The 16,325-nt window shown below is 71.9% G+C and carries 14 protein-coding genes; 2 read left to right on the top strand and 12 right to left on the bottom strand.

Annotated features, from left to right (window positions below):
• Window positions 1–11: 11 nt before the first annotated feature.
• The 4 genes from AB0I15_RS27095 to AB0I15_RS27080 all read right to left on the bottom strand — a co-directional run bounded on the left by AB0I15_RS27095 (window position 12) and on the right by AB0I15_RS27080 (window position 2,625).
• Window positions 12–278, bottom strand: coding sequence for a hypothetical protein (locus AB0I15_RS27095; protein WP_358101098.1), 267 nt, complete (start codon window positions 276–278; stop codon window positions 12–14).
• Window positions 279–347: 69 nt separating this feature from the next.
• Entirely contained in the window at window positions 348–1,199 is an 852-nt protein-coding gene (locus tag AB0I15_RS27090; RefSeq protein ID WP_358101095.1) for a helix-turn-helix transcriptional regulator, read from the bottom strand.
• A gap of 57 nt (window positions 1,200–1,256) precedes the next feature.
• Entirely contained in the window at window positions 1,257–1,517 is a 261-nt protein-coding gene (locus AB0I15_RS27085; protein WP_358101092.1) for a hypothetical protein, read from the bottom strand.
• Between the two features lie 94 nt (window positions 1,518–1,611).
• Window positions 1,612–2,625: a phosphotransferase family protein gene (locus AB0I15_RS27080; protein ID WP_358101089.1), complete on the bottom strand. Its 1,014-nt coding sequence runs from the start codon at window positions 2,623–2,625 to the stop codon at window positions 1,612–1,614.
• A gap of 96 nt (window positions 2,626–2,721) precedes the next feature.
• Between AB0I15_RS27080 and AB0I15_RS27075 the strand changes: the two genes are divergently transcribed.
• A complete protein-coding gene (locus tag AB0I15_RS27075; protein WP_358101086.1) occupies window positions 2,722–3,597 on the top strand; it encodes an ROK family protein in 876 nt (291 codons plus the stop codon).
• Here AB0I15_RS27075 and AB0I15_RS27070 read toward each other — a convergent pair.
• The 7 genes from AB0I15_RS27070 to AB0I15_RS27040 form a co-directional block, all read right to left on the bottom strand.
• Window positions 3,586–5,277, bottom strand: a complete 1,692-nt coding sequence (locus AB0I15_RS27070; RefSeq protein WP_358101083.1) for an acyclic terpene utilization AtuA family protein — start codon at window positions 5,275–5,277, stop codon at window positions 3,586–3,588. The genes AB0I15_RS27075 and AB0I15_RS27070 overlap by 12 nt on opposite strands.
• Window positions 5,278–5,279: 2 nt before the next feature.
• Window positions 5,280–6,044, bottom strand: coding sequence for an enoyl-CoA hydratase-related protein (locus AB0I15_RS27065; protein ID WP_358101080.1), 765 nt, complete (start codon window positions 6,042–6,044; stop codon window positions 5,280–5,282).
• The gene (locus AB0I15_RS27060) at window positions 6,041–7,936 is read right to left on the bottom strand and encodes a biotin carboxylase N-terminal domain-containing protein (protein WP_358101078.1); all 1,896 of its coding nucleotides are present in this window, start codon (window positions 7,934–7,936) and stop codon (window positions 6,041–6,043) included. Before AB0I15_RS27060 ends, AB0I15_RS27065 begins: the two co-directional genes overlap by 4 nt.
• A complete protein-coding gene (locus AB0I15_RS27055) occupies window positions 7,933–9,468 on the bottom strand; it encodes a carboxyl transferase domain-containing protein (RefSeq protein ID WP_358101418.1) in 1,536 nt (511 codons plus the stop codon). The genes AB0I15_RS27060 and AB0I15_RS27055 overlap by 4 nt, the downstream gene beginning before the upstream one ends.
• Before the next feature lie 53 nt (window positions 9,469–9,521).
• Window positions 9,522–10,238, bottom strand: coding sequence for a TetR/AcrR family transcriptional regulator (locus AB0I15_RS27050; RefSeq protein WP_358101075.1), 717 nt, complete (start codon window positions 10,236–10,238; stop codon window positions 9,522–9,524).
• 87 nt (window positions 10,239–10,325) lie between these two features.
• Window positions 10,326–12,857: a protein kinase gene (locus tag AB0I15_RS27045; RefSeq protein ID WP_358101073.1), complete on the bottom strand. Its 2,532-nt coding sequence runs from the start codon at window positions 12,855–12,857 to the stop codon at window positions 10,326–10,328.
• A gap of 168 nt (window positions 12,858–13,025) precedes the next feature.
• Window positions 13,026–14,366: an FAD-linked oxidase C-terminal domain-containing protein gene (locus AB0I15_RS27040; protein WP_358101070.1), complete on the bottom strand. Its 1,341-nt coding sequence runs from the start codon at window positions 14,364–14,366 to the stop codon at window positions 13,026–13,028.
• Between the two features lie 91 nt (window positions 14,367–14,457).
• Between AB0I15_RS27040 and AB0I15_RS27035 the strand changes: the two genes are divergently transcribed.
• Window positions 14,458–15,015 carry a hypothetical protein gene (locus AB0I15_RS27035; RefSeq protein ID WP_358101068.1) on the top strand — a complete coding sequence of 186 codons (558 nt, stop codon included), beginning with the start codon at window positions 14,458–14,460 and terminating at the stop codon, window positions 15,013–15,015.
• Window positions 15,016–15,021: 6 nt separating this feature from the next.
• Here AB0I15_RS27035 and AB0I15_RS27030 read toward each other — a convergent pair whose 3' ends face one another.
• The gene (locus tag AB0I15_RS27030) at window positions 15,022–16,263 is read right to left on the bottom strand and encodes an aminotransferase class I/II-fold pyridoxal phosphate-dependent enzyme (RefSeq protein WP_358101415.1); all 1,242 of its coding nucleotides are present in this window, start codon (window positions 16,261–16,263) and stop codon (window positions 15,022–15,024) included.
• Window positions 16,264–16,325: the final 62 nt, after the last annotated feature.

The following is a 16,325-nucleotide window of genomic DNA, read 5'->3' as shown; positions in this document are numbered from 1 at the left end:
GCAACAGCGGGTCAGGCGGGGAGGGCGGCCAGGAGGAAGGCCAGGCGGGCGGCGGCGGATTCGACGTCGTCCGTGGTGCCGAGGCGGTAGCCCCACGAGGTGATGAACGCTCCCTCGTCCGAGCAGGTCACGGTCTCGGCGAGGGTGGCCGAGAACCGGTTCCGGACGGCCACGTAGGCCGGGTCGCTGGACAGGGCGAGGTTCTGGACCGACAGGTCGGCGTGACGACCCGCGTGCCACGCGAACCGCTCGAGGCAGAGCGCGGTATCAAGCATCATGCGTCACCTCCGCAACGTCTCGCGCCAGAATTGCACGATCTTGCGGTGGGAGGCAAGCAATTGCTGCGGTTAATGTGGAGTTTGTTTCCGGAATTCGTGAAGAATTCTGATGATGACTTCTCGTCCGGTTTCCTCAAACTCCGCAATCTTCGCGTAATCGTCGAAAGCTCGCACGTAGAAGGCGATGTCATCGGGATCGCGCAGGATCAGGTCCTTCGTCATCGTGGCGACGGCGACCATGGCCTCGTTGTAGATCCAGAATCCGTTGATCGGGCTGGCCGGAAGCTCGGTGCCGAACGGGATCACGCCGAACTCCACGTTCGGCAGCGTGCTGACGGCGAGCAGGCGGTCGAGCTGGCCGCGCATGACCTCGGCCGGCGCCAGGCAGGTGCGCAGCGCCGCCTCCGGCACCACGAACCTGAACGTGCGCGTCCGGTCGTAGAGGATCTCCTGGCGCTGCATGCGCACGCGCACGGCCGCGTCGATCTGGTCGGCGGCGCTGTAGAGCCGCTTGACCTTGCGGAAGACGTGCCTGGCGTATTCGGAGGTCTGCAGCAGGCCCACGATGATGCCCGGCTCGAACACGCGGAAGAGCTTGGTGCGGGCCTCGAGGTCGCGGATGTCCTCCTGGATGGCGGCCAGCCCGCTGCGGTGGCGCTGCTTCCAGTTGTCGTGCCGCTCCAGCAGCGCGATCGACTGCCTGATCAGCTCGTCGGTCGTGTCGGGCGAGGCGGCGACCGCCTGCGCCCACACGACCACGTCGTCCTCGGTCGCCGTCTGACGGGCGTTCTCCAGCCGGGAGACCTTGGACGGCTGCCAGCGCAGCCGCTCGGCCAGCTCCTTGCCCGAGAGATGGGCCGCCTCGCGGAGCTGACGTAGCTGACCGCCGAGGTCGATGCGCGCCTGCTGAAAGGACGTCACGCCGCAAGAGGCTAGTCTCGCCCATGCCGATCATGCCAGCGTCTGTCGCAATTGTGATCAACCGGTTGCCGTCGGTGTTCCCTCGCTGGTCGGGAAAGCGGTTGCCGAATGGTCGGACAGGACTCGGCGGGCGATTTCGGTCAGGAGCTCGCGGGGCACCTCAACAGCGGTCTCGCCGTCGAGAACGTCGCGGAGATCCGCGAGTGCCTCCGCGTCGGTCACTTGCAGGCCTTGCACCACAATGGTGCCGCGATCGGTCTCGTACAGGGTGGGACAGGCGCCCGCCTCCGAGGTGGAGCCGAGGAACCGCATTCGCATGACGATCCTTCCCCGATAACAGATGCAATTGCGCGCAATTGTACGTCCCCGGGCGAACGTATGATCGTCTTTTTCTGGAAATCACGCTATGACGTCACCCGAGCGCCCCTTCCATGAACTCCTGGGCCCGTTCGAACAGCCCCAAAGTCGTCGCGTGCAGCAGGTCGCCGATGTCCTTGGGCGCCTTGCCGGCGTACGCCCGCGCGTGGGTGCCCTCCAGCACGATGCCCAGCTTGAAGCAGGCCATGACCGCGTACCACTCGATGGCCGACAGGTCGCGCTCGGACAGCGCCGCGTAGTACGCGATGATCTCCCGGGGCGGCGGCAGCCCCGGCACGTGGCCGTTGTTCGAGGGCCAGGTGGCCACCAGCCAGCCGAGGTCGAGGAGCGGGTCGCCGATCGTGCACATCTCCCAGTCGACGATCGCGGCCACGCGGGGCCCGTCGCGGGCGAACATGAGGTTGGCGAAGTGGTAGTCGCCGTGCATGATCCCCGGGGCGAACGTGCCGGGCAGGCGGCGGGTGAGCCAGCCGGCCGTCTCCCGCAGGCCGGGGATGTCGGGGCCGGGATAGCCGTCGAGCTCCCCGTACGAGTCCAGCTCCTTGAGCCAGCGCGGCACCTGCCGCTCCAGGAAGCCCTCGGGCCGGCCGAACCCCGGCAGCACCGCCGGATCCACCCGTCCCAGCTCGGCCAGCGCCGCCGCGGCCTCCAGCCCCATCCGGTGCCGGATCGCCGGGTCGGAGGCGTGCGGCTCCGGCAGCCCGGTCGAGGGGTTGAACCCGTCCACCGGCTCCATCAGGTAGAAGACCGGCTCGCGCTCGGTCTGCGCGGCCACCAGCCTGGGCGCGGGGACGGACGTGCCGCGCAGCGCCGTTAGCACCCGCGCCTCGCGGCGCAGCACCTCGTTGCTCTTGCGGCGGGCGTGGAGGGGAGGGCGGCGCAGGATGTACGGGCGGCCGCCGCGCTCGAAGCGGACCATGACGTTCTGCGTGCCGCCCAGGACCGGCGCGGTGCCGGCGATCGGGCCGCCGGGCAGCCCCTGGTCGTCCATCCACGCGCCGAGCGCGGCGAAGTCGATGGCGCCGACGTCGATGTGGGTGGAGGTCATGTACCGCCCTTCGACAGAACGATATTCTAGTATCCGACCCTATGAGAGCGCTGAGCCGGCGGTCAACCCGGTGCGGACCGGGGGCAGGATGGCCGGATGGACTACGTTGCGGCGCTCGATGTCGGCGGTACCACCATGAAAGGCGGATTTGTCGCCCGCGACGGGACAATTCATGACTTTCAGCGACGGCCGACCCCGCGCGCCCAGGGTCCCGACCAGGTCATCGCCGCGATCTCCGCCTTCATCGCCGACCTCACCCGGCCACGGGACGGGGCACGCCCGCTCGCGGTCGGGCTGGCCGTACCCGGGCTCGTCACGCCCACGCACGCGGTCTTCTCCGCCGCCTTCGGGTGGCGCGACGTGCCCGTCGCCGCGTTCACGGACGTGGACCTGCCGGTGGCGCTGGGGCACGACGTGCGCTCGGCCGGGGAGGCCGAGCTGGCCCATGGGGAGGGCGGGACCGACGTGCTCTACCTGCCCATCGGCACGGGGATCGCGGGCGCTGTGGTGCTTTCTGGGGCCCTGTACGGGGGCGCCGGCGGATGGGCCGGGCAGATCGGGCACATCCCGGTGCGCCCGGACGGGCTTCCGTGCGGGTGCGGAGGACGGGGGTGCCTGGCGGCGTACGCGTCGGGTGGGGCCGTCGCCTCGCGGTGCGGGGTGGACGGGGCCGCGGAGGTCGTGCGGCGGGCCGGAGAGGGGGACGCGCTCGCGGTCCGGGTGTGGGACGAGGCCGTGGAGGCGCTCGCCCTGGGGCTGGCGACGTACACGCTGCTGCTGGACCCCGGCGCCGTCGTCATCGGGGGCGGGGTCGCGCAGGCCGGGGACGCGCTGCTCGTGCCCCTCAGGGAACGGCTGGCCGGGCTGCTGGCCTTCCGGCCCGCTCCGCCGATCCGGGCGTCCCGGCTGGGGGCGCTGGCCGGGCTGATGGGGGCGGGGCTGCTGGGGTGGCGGGCCCTGTCAGGGGCCTAGCCCGGAGGGGAGCTCCACGACCTGGGCGCGCAGCTCCTCACCCAGGGCCTTGGCCTGCGGATCCATCCGGGGGCTCGCCGCCACGCCGCGGCCGAGCAGACCGTGGACGACGAAGTTCAGGGCCTTGAGGTTGGGCAGGTCGTGGCGGTCTATACGGTGGGCGGCCAGGGCGGGGAGGAGCTCTTTGAGGGTGTCGACGGTCAGGTAGGAGGCCAGCCAGTCGTAACGGCCGGGGGTGTCGGTCCAGACGCCCAGGTTGGCGTTCCCGCCCTTGTCGCCCGACCGCGCCCCGGCGATCCGGCCCAGGGGCACGCGCACGCCCGCCGGCGCCGGACTCCGCCGCGCGTCGTCCCGCCGGCCCGGCGCCGGTGCCACGGCCGTCCCGGGCGGCTCCGCCGCGACCTCGGGGACGGGGATCTCCTCGCCGTCGACGAAGACCCGGGGGCGGACCTCCGACGCCGGGACCAGGACCGGCCAGTACACCCCATAAGGCGAGGCGCCGCCCGGCGGGGTGAGGCCGTAGAAGCCCGGGTAGCTGGCCAGGCCCGTCTCCACCACGGCCGAGGAGAAGGCACGGCCGGCCTTGCGCTCGTCCGGGTCCATGACCGTGACGCGGAGCAGGTCCGTGCCACTGAGGGACACGTCCACCTGGTGGAACGACTCCCGGGGGATGCGGGCCCAGATGGCCTCCTCCGCCACCCGGGCCTTCTCCTCGACGTCGAGGCCGGTCAGGACGAGGGTCATCGTGTTGCGGTAGCCGCCCAGGTAGTTGACGGCGACCTTGAGCGTGCCCGGTGGCGGCTCGCCCCGGACGCCTGAGACGCGGACACGGTCGGGGCCGTCGTCCGACAGGGTGATGGTGTCGAATCGGGCGACCACGTCGGGGCCCAGGTAGCGGGGGCCGCCCAGTTCGTACACGAGCTGGGCCGTCACCGTGCCGATGGAGACCAGGCCGCCGGTGCCGGGGTGCTTGGTGATCACGGAGGAGCCGTCCGCGTGCAGCTCGGCCAGGGGGAAGCCGCAGTGGGCGAGGTCCGGGACGTCCTGGAAGAAGGCGTAGTTGCCGCCCGTCGCCTGGCAGCCGCACTCGATGACGTGGCCCGCCACCACCGAGCCCGCCAGCGGGTCGAGGTCGCCGGGGCCCCAGCCGTACCGCCAGATGCCCGGGCCCGTCACCAGGGCCGCGTCCGTCACGCGGCCGGTCACCACCACGTCCGCGCCGGCCGACAGCGCGGCGGCGATCGGGCGGCCGCCGAGGTAGGCGTTGGCGGTCAGGGGCGTCGCCTCGAGGCGCTCACCCGTGTCGGCGTTGCGCAGGTCGAGCGGGCGGCCCGTGAGGTCGTCGCCCGTCACGTGGGCGATGGAGGGGGAGAGGCCGAGACGGGCGGCCAGCTCGCGCACGGCCTCCGCGCACCCCGCGGGGTCCAGACCGCCCGCGTTCGTCACGATCTTGATGCCCCGGTCGAGGCAGGTGCCCAGGACGTCCTCGAGCTGCCGCAGGAATGTCGGGGCGTAGCCGGGGCGGCCCTTGAGACGGTTGCCGGCCAGGATGAGCATGGTCAGCTCGGCCAGCCAGTCGCCGGTGAGCACGTCGATCGGCCCGCCCTCGACCATCTCCTTGGCGGCCGAGAGCCGGTCGCCGTAGAAGCCGCTGCAGTTCGCGATGCGCAGGGGCGTCACGTTCACACCTCCGGCGGGACCCACGCGGGGGGCCGCTTGCCCACGTACGCGGCGATGCCCTCCTGGCCCTCCTCCGAGGTGAAGCGTTCGGCGGACAGCTCGGTCATCCGCCGCAGCCCCTCCGCGAACGGCATCGCGGGCACCTCCCTGACCAGCCGTTTCGTGATCGCCAGCGCCTCAGGCCCGCCCCGCATCAGCGACTCGGCGTAGTGGGCGACGGTGGCGTCCAGCTTCTCCTCCGGCACGGCACGCGACAGGAGCCCGATCTCCGCCGCCGTCGCGGCGTCGAACACCTCGCCGGTCAGGAAGTATTCGGCCGCGGCGCGCGGGCTCAGCCTCCTGAGCACCGGGACCGAGATCATGGCGGGCACGACGCCCAGGCGTACCTCGGTGAACGCGAACGACGCCGTCAGCGGCGCGACGGCGAAGTCGCACGCCGCCACCAGCCCCAGTCCGCCCGCCCGCGCGGTGCCGTTGAGGCGGCAGACGACCGGTTTGGGGCTGTCCCAGATCAACTCCAGGATCTCCGGGAACGACGCCGTCACCGGCGCCCCGGAACGCCGCTGCTCCTTGAGGTCGGCCCCGGAGCAGAACACCGTGCCGGTGGCGGTCAGCACGATCACCCTGGCCAGCGGCTCGGCCAGCGCCCAGCGCAGCCGGTCCGACAGGTCGCCGAGCAGGCGTACGGACAGCGCGTTGCGGTTGGGCGGCGAGTCCAGCGTGATGGTCGCCACGCCCCCCGCCAGGTCCTGATGCACCAGGCTCATGAGTTCCCCTCCTGGATGATCGCCAGCACGGCGCCCGCGTCGACCTGCCGGCCCTTCTCCACGTGTACGCCGGCCACCACGCCATCCGACGGCGCGGCGATCCGATGCTCCATCTTCATCGCCTCGAGCACCAGCACCGCCTGCCCCTTGGTCACCCGGTCACCGGCCGCCACCTCGACCCGCAGCACGGTGCCCGGCATGGGAGCCAGGAGGGAGCCGGGGGCGACGTGCTCGGCCGGCTCGGGGAGGTGGGGGACGGGGGTCAGCTCGGCGTGGCCGCCGGGGTGGTCGACGTACACCATTCCGTCGTCGTAGCGAGACACCTCGAACGCGCGCCGCACACCGCCGCGCTCCAGGATCACCCGGCACGGGTCCGCGGCGACCACGGTGACGCCTTCGGGCAGCGGGTCGTAGACGACCTCGGCCTCCTCGAAGCGGGCCCGGCGAGGCTGGGAGCGGACGTTGCGCCAGCCGCCGGGCAGGCCCGCCAGCACCTTCGCCCGGCGGCGGTTGGCGGCGGCGAGCGCGAGGGCGGCGGCCAGGACCGCCAGGTCGTCGACGGCGGGCGCGCCGGCGGGCGTGGTGACGGGCGTGGTGACGGCCGCGACGGGGCCGTCCGGGGCGAGGAAGTCGGTGTGGGTGTCTCCTGCGGCGAACTCCGCATGGGTCAGGACCTTCAGGAGCAGATCCCGGTTCGTCGTCAGCCCGTGCAGCCTCGCCCCGCGCAGCGCCGCCACCAGCCTGCGCACCGCCGCCGCCCGCGTCGGCCCATGGGCGACGATCTTGGCCAGCATCGCGTCGTAGTACGGCGACACCACCGACCCCGACTCCACCCCGGAGTCGACGCGCACCTCCCCGGGCACCTCGAACCGCCGCAACACCCCGGTCTGGGGCAGATAGCCGGAGTCCTCCGCGTAGAGCCGCGCCTCGACCGCGTGCCCGGAGGGCGCGGGCGGCTCCGCCGGCAGTACGGCGCCCTCGGCCACCTCGAGCTGCAGCCGTACGAGATCGACCCCGTAGACCAGCTCGGTGACCGGATGCTCGACCTGGAGCCGGGTGTTCATCTCCAGAAACGCCACCCGGTCCCCTTTGACCAGGAACTCGACCGTCCCGGCCCCGACGTAGCCGATCTTCCTGGCGGCCTTGACGGCGGCGTCGTAGAGCCGCTCCCGCGTCTCGCCGGAGATCCCGGGCGAGGGGCACTCCTCGACCACCTTCTGGTGGCGCCGCTGCACGCTGCACTCGCGCTCGCCCAGCGCCCACACATTCCCGTGCCGGTCGGCCAGCACCTGGACCTCGACGTGCCTGGCCCGCTCCAGCAGCGGCTCGGCGAACACGGTGCCGTCGCCGAACGCCGCCGTGGCCTCGCGCCGCGCCGACTCGACCTCCCGCGCCAGCTCCCCGGCCGCGCGCACGATCCGCATGCCCCGCCCGCCGCCGCCGGCGGACGCCTTCACCAGCAGCGGGAACTCCCCGGGCGCGTCGGGGTCGAGCGACGGCAGGACGGGCACCCCGGCCTCCGTCATCAGGCGCTTCGCCTCGATCTTGGCGCCCATGGCCGCGATGGCCTCGGGCGGCGGGCCGACCCACGTCAGGCCGGCCGCCAGCACGGCCCGCGCGAAGCCGGCGTTCTCCGACAGGAAGCCGTAGCCGGGGTGCACGGCGTCCGCGCCGGACTCCCGGCAGGCCGCCAGGACGCGTTCGACGTCCAGGTAGGTGTCGGCGGGCCGCGCGCCCGGCAGGCGTACGGCCAGGTCGGCCTCGGCCACGTGCGGCGCGTCCGCGTCGGGGTCCGCGTAGACGGCGACCGTGGAGATGCCGAGCGAGCGGCAGGTGCGGAAGACGCGGCGGGCGATCTCGCCCCGGTTCGCGACGAGCAGACGGGTGATCACGGCCGGAACACCCCGAACCCGGCCGGCTCCGGCACCGGCGCGCTGTTGACCGCCGACAGGCACATGCCCAGCACGGTACGCGTGTCGCGGGGATCGATGACCCCGTCGTCGTACAGGCGTCCTGACAGGAAGAACGCCAGTGACTCGGCCTCGATCTGGGCCTCCACCATGGCACGCATCGCCGCGTCGCCCTCCTCGTCGTACGTCCGCCCCTTCGCCGCGGCCGACGCCCGGCCCACGATCGACAGCACCCCGGCGAGCTGGGCGGGTCCCATCACCGCCGACTTGGCGCTCGGCCAGCTGAACAGGAAACGGGGATCGTACGCCCGCCCGCACATGCCGTAGTTGCCGGCCCCGTACGAGGCCCCCATGACGACGGTCAGGTGGGGGACCGTCGAGTTGGACACCGCGTTGATCATCATGGCCCCGTGCTTGATGATCCCGCCCTGCTCGTAGTCCTTGCCGACCATGTAGCCGGTCGTGTTCTGCAGGAACACCAGCGGCGTGCGCGACTGGTTCGCGAGCTGGATGAACTGCGTGGCCTTCTGCGACTCCTCGCTGAACAGCACCCCGCGCGCGTTGGCCAGCACGCCCACCGGGTAGCCGTGGATCCGCGCCCACCCCGTCACCAGCGAGGCGCCGTAGAGCGGCTTGAACTCCTCGAACTCGCTGCCGTCCACCACCCGCGCGAGCACCTCCCGCGGGTCGAACGGCACCTTGAGGTCCTCGGGCACGATGCCGAGCAGCTCGTCGGCCGGGTAGGCGGGCTCGCGCACGTTCGCGCCGGGCACGAGGCCCCGCTTGCGCCAGTCGAGCGAGCGGACGATCTGCCGCCCGATCCGCAGCGCGTCGTGCTCGTCGTGCGCCAAGTGGTCGGCCAGCCCGCTGACCCTGGCGTGCATCTCGGCCCCACCCAGGGACTCGTCGTCGGACTCCTCGCCGGTGGCCATCTTCACCAGCGGCGGCCCGCCCAGGAACACCTTGGCGCGCTCCCGCACCATCACCACGTAGTCGCTCATCCCGGGCACGTAGGCGCCACCGGCCGTGGAGTTGCCGAACACGAGCGCGATGGTCGGGATCCCCGCCGCCGACAGCCGGGTCAGGTCCCGGAAGATCTGCCCGCCCGGGATGAAGATCTCCTTCTGCGTCGGCAGGTCCGCGCCGCCGCTCTCGACCAGGTTCACGTACGGGAGCCGGTTGCGCAGCGCGATGTCGGCCGCCCGCAGGCTCTTCTTCAGCGTCCAGGGGTTCGAGGACCCGCCGCGCACCGTGGGGTCGTTGGCCGTGATCACGCACTCGACGCCCTCGATCACCCCGATCCCCGACACCATGCTCGCCCCGACGGGGAACTCGCTGCCCCACGCGGCCAGCGGCGACAGCTCCAGGAAGGGGGAGTCGGGGTCGACCAGCAGCTCGATGCGCTCCCTGGCCAGGAGCTTGCCGCGGCGGCGGTGGCGCTCGACGTATTTCTCGCCGCCTCCGCCCACCGCCTTGGCGTGCTCGGCGTCGAGCTCGGCCAGCTTGGCGAGCATCGCCTCGCGCCGCAGCCGGTGCTCCTCGCCGCCCGTGTCGAGCCTGCTCCTGATCACACGTCCTCCTCCTCCGGAAACGCCAGGGCCGGAACCGACGCCGGAGCCGCAGCCGACGCCGACGTGGGGGCCGAGCCTGGCGAACGTGGACTGCCCGGAACTGACGCCGACGTCAATCCGATGGCCCGTGCCCACAGCCGGGTCAGGTGACCCACGGCCGTCTCCTCGTCGGCCTGCTCGCCGAGGTCCAGCCAGACGTGGGCGAAGTGCTCCACCATCCCGCCCAGCATGATCGCGGTCAGCCGGGGGTCGAGCGACGGGTCGGCCAGCCCCTGCTCCTGCAGCCGCCGCAGCCCTTCCGCGCCCCGGCGCACGAACACCTCGCGCAGCTCCAGCAGCAGCCGCCCGAACCGGCCGTCGGCGGTGGCGGCCTGCTCGAACATCCGCACCAGGCGCGAGTTGGCGGCCCAGGCCCGCAGGTAGAGCCGGTTGGCCGCCTCGATGCGGGCGTAGGGGTCGTCGGGGGCCGCCGCGCCGACGACGCTCGCCGCGAACATCTCGCCGACCACCGCCTCCGCCACCTCGCCGAACAGCGCCTCCTTGGAGCCGAAGTAGGTGTAGAAGGTGCCGTGGGAGACCCCGGCCCGCCCGCAGACGTCGTCGATCCGCACGGCGTCGTAGCCGTGCTCCTCGAACGCCTCGCGCCCGGCCTGCAGCAGCGCGGCCCGCGTCCGCCGACCTTTGGACGTCGGCATCGGAGATCTGACGATCACGTCAATTACCGTAGCGCAGTGCGGCTCCCGGAAACAGAGAGAGCCGCCGCCCGGTCATCCGGACGGCGGCTCATCATCGTGGACCGATCAGGTGCAGTGGCTCCAGCCGGACTTCCAGGTCTTCGTGCCCCAGGTGCCGCCCCAGATCACGCACTTCTTGTACGCCGACAGGCGCACCGGCCCCGCGTACGCGGTGAACTTGCCCGGGTTGCTCCCGCTGGCGCCGCCCTTCACCTGGAGGATGGCGTTCATCTGGACCTTGTTCGGATAGACCATGGCCGACAGGGTCGCCACGCAGTTCATCCGGGCGCTGGCGTTGTAGGCCAGGTAGATGGTGGCGCTGCCCAGCGAGCGACTGTCGATCACCTTGTAGCCCGGGCCGCAGACCCTCGTGGGGGTGAACGTGCTCTTGTACGGCTGCTTCACCGTCGGCTTGGTGGTGGGCTTGGTGGTCGGCTTCACCGTCGGCTTGGTCGTCGGGTTCTTGGTGGGCGCGGACGTGGTGTTCGGCCCGGAAGAGGTCGTCGGCCTGGTGGTCGGCTCCATGTCGGGCTCGACCATGGTCGTGTCGACCTTCTTCTTGCTCTTGGTCGGAGTGGGCTCCGGGTCGGGGCGCTTCGTGGTCGTCTGGGGCCGCGGCGCCTCGGTCACCACGGTCGGAACCTGGGCGATGGGCTCCTTGGACCCCTTGTTCTCCTTGGGCTTCTCGCCGTCCTCGGTCTCGATGTCCAGGACCGGCACCGAGACGTCGGTGCTCGGAAGCACCGGGACCACGGTCTGCTGGTCGGTGGAGGCCGGCGGCTGGCCCGCGCCCGAGCCGTCGCCCGAGGTGCTCTTGTTGGAGGAGTTGCCCACGGCCACCACCGGCACCTCCTTGCTGTTCGCCTGCACCACCACGGCGCCGACGACCACAAGGAGCGCCGCCGCGGCGGCTCCGGACAGGGCGAGCGTCAGCGTACGCCGCTGCTTGGCCGGCGCCCCGTCGGCCGTCCCACCAGGCTTTCCACCTGCGGCTCCCGCCGGAAAACGCTGCCCACCGGGACCCTGAGCCGCAATCCCGGCCGCCACCCCACCGTGCGCCCCGGCCTGATTCATGTTGCCGGGGTGACCCATGGCACCCTGACCACCCATGGCGCCGGCCTGGCTCATGGCGCCGCCGACGCCTCCGGCCTGCCCCATGTTTCCGCCCGGGCCCATGGCACCGGGCTGGTTCATGCCTCCGGCCTGACCCATGGCACCGGGCTGACCCATTGCACCGGGCTGAGCGTCGGCCATCCCAGGCCCACCCGCGATCCCGGCCGCGCCTGCCATCCCGGGGCCGCCCGGCATCCCGGGCTGGGGCATCCCGCTCTGGGGGCCGCCGGCGTGCGGGCCGCCATGCGGCATCGCGCCCTGCTGGCCACCCTGCCGGCCGCCCTGCTGGCCGCTCTGCGCCTGGCCACCGGGCCCGCCCTGGGCCGCGCCACCGGGCATACCGCCAGGCACACCGCCATGGACCGGGCCACCCTGACCGGGGAGCTGCTGACCGGGGAGCTGGGCCGCGGCGGCCGCGGCCTGGCCGTAGTCGCCCGTCTGAGGCGGGGCCACGGGCTGCGGACCGGTCTGGAGCGGGCTGCCGACGGCGTGCGGGCCGGTCGGCTGAGTCCAGGGGCCGGGATAGTCCTTCCCGGAACCGGCACCTGTACCGGCGCCCTGGCCGGAACCGGCGGCGCCGCTCTGCGAACCCGTGCGACCGCCGGATCCCTCAGCGCCGGCGACCGCGCCGGCCTGGGCGCCGGTGACCGGCTCGATGGCGGCCTTCGGGGCGGGCTGGCCCGTCAGACGGATGATCAGCTCGTCGGCGCTGGGCCGCTGGGCCGGGTCCTTGGACAGGCAGGCGGCCACCAGGTCGCCCAGCACGCCGCCCTCCATCTTCCCGAGCTCCGGCTCCTCGTTCAGGATCCGGTTCATCACCACGGGAATGGAGTCGGCGCCGAACGCGGGCTTGCCGGTCGCGGCGAACACCATCGTGACGCCCCACGCGAACACGTCGGCCGCCTCCGACACCGCGGCCCCGCTGAGCTGCTCGGGCGCCAGGTACGAAGGCGTCCCCATGGCCATCCCCGTGGCCGTCGCGCCGGGAGAGTCCAGCGCGCGGGCGATGCCGAAGTCGATCACCACGGGACCCTCGGGGCCCATGAGCACGTTGGCGGGCTTGAAGTCGCGATGCAGGATGCCGGCCCGGTGAATGGCGGCGAGCGCGGTGGCCGTACTGATCGCCAGCCGTTCCAGCGCCGCGCCCCGCCGCGGGCCCTCGTTGAGGACGAGCTCGCGCAGCGAGGGACCGGGCACGTACTCGCTCACGATGTACGGCCGGCTCCCGTCAAGGTCGGCGTGCAGCACGGGAGCGGTACAGAACCGGGCCACCCGCTGCGCCACCGCGACCTCGCGCAGGAACCGGGTCCTGGCGTCGGCGTCGGCCACCAGGGCGTGGTGCAGCAGCTTGACCGCGGCCTGTTCCCCGGAGTCGTTCTTGCCCAGATAGACAACTCCCTGGCCGCCCTCGCCGAGCCGGGCGACGATGTCATACGCCCCCAGCCGCCGCGGATCGTCCGCCGCCAACGGCTGGAACTGATTCACGTCGGACCCCCATTACAACCCAATAGATGTGGCAAAACGCTACCAGCGTGATGCTTGGGGCGTCTGCCGGACGTGTCAGAAGTTTCACGTTCTGACGAGAAAAGTCAGTGTTTTCTCCCAGGTCGTGTGCACATCCGGACCCAAGGTCACGGCTTGGTCAAGCCGAGATCAAATCGCTTTGCCCGGATTGAGAATGCCCAGCGGGTCGAAAACCGCCTTGATCCCCCGCTGGACCTCGGTGCCCACCGGCCCCGACTCCAGCGCCAGCCAGCGCTGCTTCAGCAGCCCCACCCCGTGCTCGCCGGTGAGCGTGCCGCCGAACTCCAGCGCGCGCCGGAACACCTCGTCCGCCGCCGCCCACACCTCCGGGGGCGGCTCCACGGTGCCGTGCTCGAAGATGAAGACCGGATGCAGGTTGCCGTCGCCGGCGTGCGCCACCGTGGCGATCCGCACGCCGTGCCGCACCGCCGCCGCCTCGATCGCGGTGATCATGTCGGGCAGTACCGACCGCGGCACGCACACGTCCTCGACCAGGCACGAGCCCTGGCGCTCCTTGGCCCCGTACGCCAGCCGCCGCAGCCCGATCAGCTCCTCGGTCTCCTCCGGGCTGGAGGACACGGCCACGAACGAGGCCCCGTTCTCCATGCACAGCCGCTCCATGCGCTCGGCCATGACCTGCGCGTCGGCCGCGTCGGACTGGCCGATCAGCATGGCCTGCGTCGTCGGCTCCAGCCCGATGTTGCGCCACTCGTCGATGGCCTGCAGGGTGGCCCGGTCGAGCAGCTCCATGAGCGACGGCTGGCAGCCGGCCGCCATGATCGCCGACACGGCCGCCCCGGCGTCGCGCAGCGAGCCGAACTCGGCCGCGAACGTCGCCGGCGGCGCGACCGGCGCGCGGCGCAGCCGCACCGTGGCGGCGGTGATCACGCCGAGGGTGCCCTCCGAGCCCACGAACAGGCCGGTCAGGTCGTAGCCGGTGACGCCCTTCATCGTGCGGCGTCCGGTGTTCAGGATCCGCCCGTCGGCCAGCACGACCTCGAGGCCGAGCGCCGAGTCCCTGGTCACGCCGTACTTGACGCAGCGCAGGCCGCCGGCGTTGGTGGCCAGGTTGCCGCCGATCGTGGAGATCTCGTACGAGGACGGGTCCGGGGCGTACATGAGGCCGTGCTCCCTGGCGGCCCGGTCCAGGTCGGCGGTGATGACGCCCGGCTCGACGACGGCGATCTCGTCGCCGGGAAGGAGCTCCCTGATCGCGGTCATCTTGGCCAGCGACAGGATGATCGCGCCGTCCCCGGCGACGGAGGCGCCCGCCAGGCCGGTGCCCCCGCCGCGCGGCACGACCGGAACCCGGTGCTCGGTGGCCCACTTCAAGGTCGTCACCACGTCGTCACGGGAGGTGGCGAGCACCACGCCGAGCGGCTTGCCCGGCTCCAGGAACGTGCGATCGCGGGCATAGGAGTCGATCACGTCAGGGTCGGTCACGACCCGCGCTTCGGACAGAGAGTTCACCAAGGCATCAATCGGTCTCACACTATGCACCCTACGGTTTGCGCAGTGCGTTCCTTAAGGCCAGACTGCCCAGGTGGAAGTCAGGTGCCCGGTGTGTTCGGAGACTGACCAGCTTGTCGCGGTCCCCGGCGCGGTCGCCGCCGGAACCACGTACAAGATCGGGCGGGTCAGGTTACCGGCCGCGCGTGAGGTCGCCGATCTGCCCATGGCCGCGTCCCTGGGCGCGTCGAAGCATGTCATGGGCCGCACGCAGCTCGCGGTCTGGCTGTCCTTCCCCAGCCGCCACTACACGCCGTGGGCCAGGAACCAGGGTTACGTGCTGCTTCTCGTCGCGGCCCTCGTCCACCTGGTCGTGTCGCTGGTGATCGCGATGGGGCAGGACCCGAAGTGGGGCGAGGTGCTGCTCGCCCCGTTCTGCTTGACGGGCCTGTTCTGGGGCTTCGGCCTGCTCAACGTGCTCGGCTCGTACGGCGCCCGCAAGCGCGACGGCATCGAGGCCCCGGCCAGGGAGAAGGCCCTGGCCGTCTGGGAGAGCCTCTACTACTGCACCCGCGACAACGTCGCCTTCGAGCCGGGGGTCGGCGTCTCGTTCCATCCGAGCGAGACGCGCGAGTACATCTTCGGCTTCAGGGGCAACGGCCACCGCTGAGGGCGGTCAGCCCCGCTCCTCGGCCACCAGGCGGACGCAGACGGCCAAGCCGGTGATGGCCTGCTCCAGCTCGTCCAGCTCCGGGTAGCTCGGCGCGATCCTGATCGTGCGGTCCTCCGGGTCCTTGCCGTACGGGTGCGTGGCCCCCGCCGGCGTGAGCGCGATGCCCGCGGCCTTGGCCTTGGCCACGACCTCGGCGGCGTGCGGCACCTCCAGGCTGATGAAGTAGCCGCCCTTCGGGCTCGTCCAGGTGGCCAGGTCGCCGAGCCGCTCGGCCAGCACCTTGTCCACCAGCTCGAACTTCGGCCCGAGCAGCTCGGCGTGCCGCCGCATGTGCTCGGCCACACCCTCGGCGTCGCGCAGGAACTCCACGTGGCGGAGCTGGTTGATCTTGTCGGGGCCGATGGACTGCTTCGAGGTGTTGTGCAGGAACCACTTGACGTTCGCCGGCGAGGAGCCGAAGAACGACACGCCGGAGCCCGCCATGGTCACCTTGGAGGTGGAGGCGTAGACGAAGACACGGTCGGCGTTGCCGTGCTCGGCGCTGAGCGCGAGCATGTCGGCCAGCTCGGCCGGGCTGTCGGTGAGGTGGTGCACCGCGTACGCGTTGTCCCAGAAGATGCGGAAGTCGGGGGCGGCCGTGGTCATGGCGGCCAGCCTGCGGACCGTCTCGTCGCCGTAGACGATGCCCGACGGGTTGCTGTACTTCGGCACGCACCAGATGCCCTTGACGCTCGCGTCGTCGGCGACCAGCCGCTCGACCACGTCCATGTCGGGACCGTCGGCGTTCATCGGCACCGGGACCATCTTGATCCCGAACCGCTCACAGATCGTGAAATGCCGGTCGTATCCGGGGACCGGGCACAGGAACGTGATCTCCGGCTCCTCCACCCACCGGCGCGCGGCGCCCGGCATCGGCGTCAACAGCGCGTGCACGATCGTGTCGTGCATCAGCGTCAGGCTGGCGTTGCCGCCGACGACGAGCTGGCCGGCCGGCACCTGGACCAGCGGCGCGAACAGCTCGCGCAGCTCGGCCAGGCCCTGCAGGTTGCCGTAGTTGCGGCCGTCGGTGCCGTCGGCCGCCCGGTACGACTCGGGCAGCCCGAGCATCCGGTTGGAGAGGTCGAGCTGGCGCGGCGACGGCTTGCCCCTGGTGAGGTCGAGCGAGAGCCCTCGCTGGACGAGGTCGGCGTAGTCACGCTGAGCGGTCACGAGCATCTCCTCCGAGTCGGTTCGGCTACGAAGGATAGAAGATGTCACCTGGTGAACCGGCGGCTATCCGGAATGTGGACGGGGCCGCTGTCAAAGCT

Origin of the sequence: Nonomuraea sp. NPDC050643, from assembly GCF_040654715.1 — a bacterium.
Classification (GTDB): Bacteria; Actinomycetota; Actinomycetes; order Streptosporangiales; family Streptosporangiaceae; genus Nonomuraea.
This window is presented reverse-complemented; position numbering and strand designations above follow the sequence as displayed.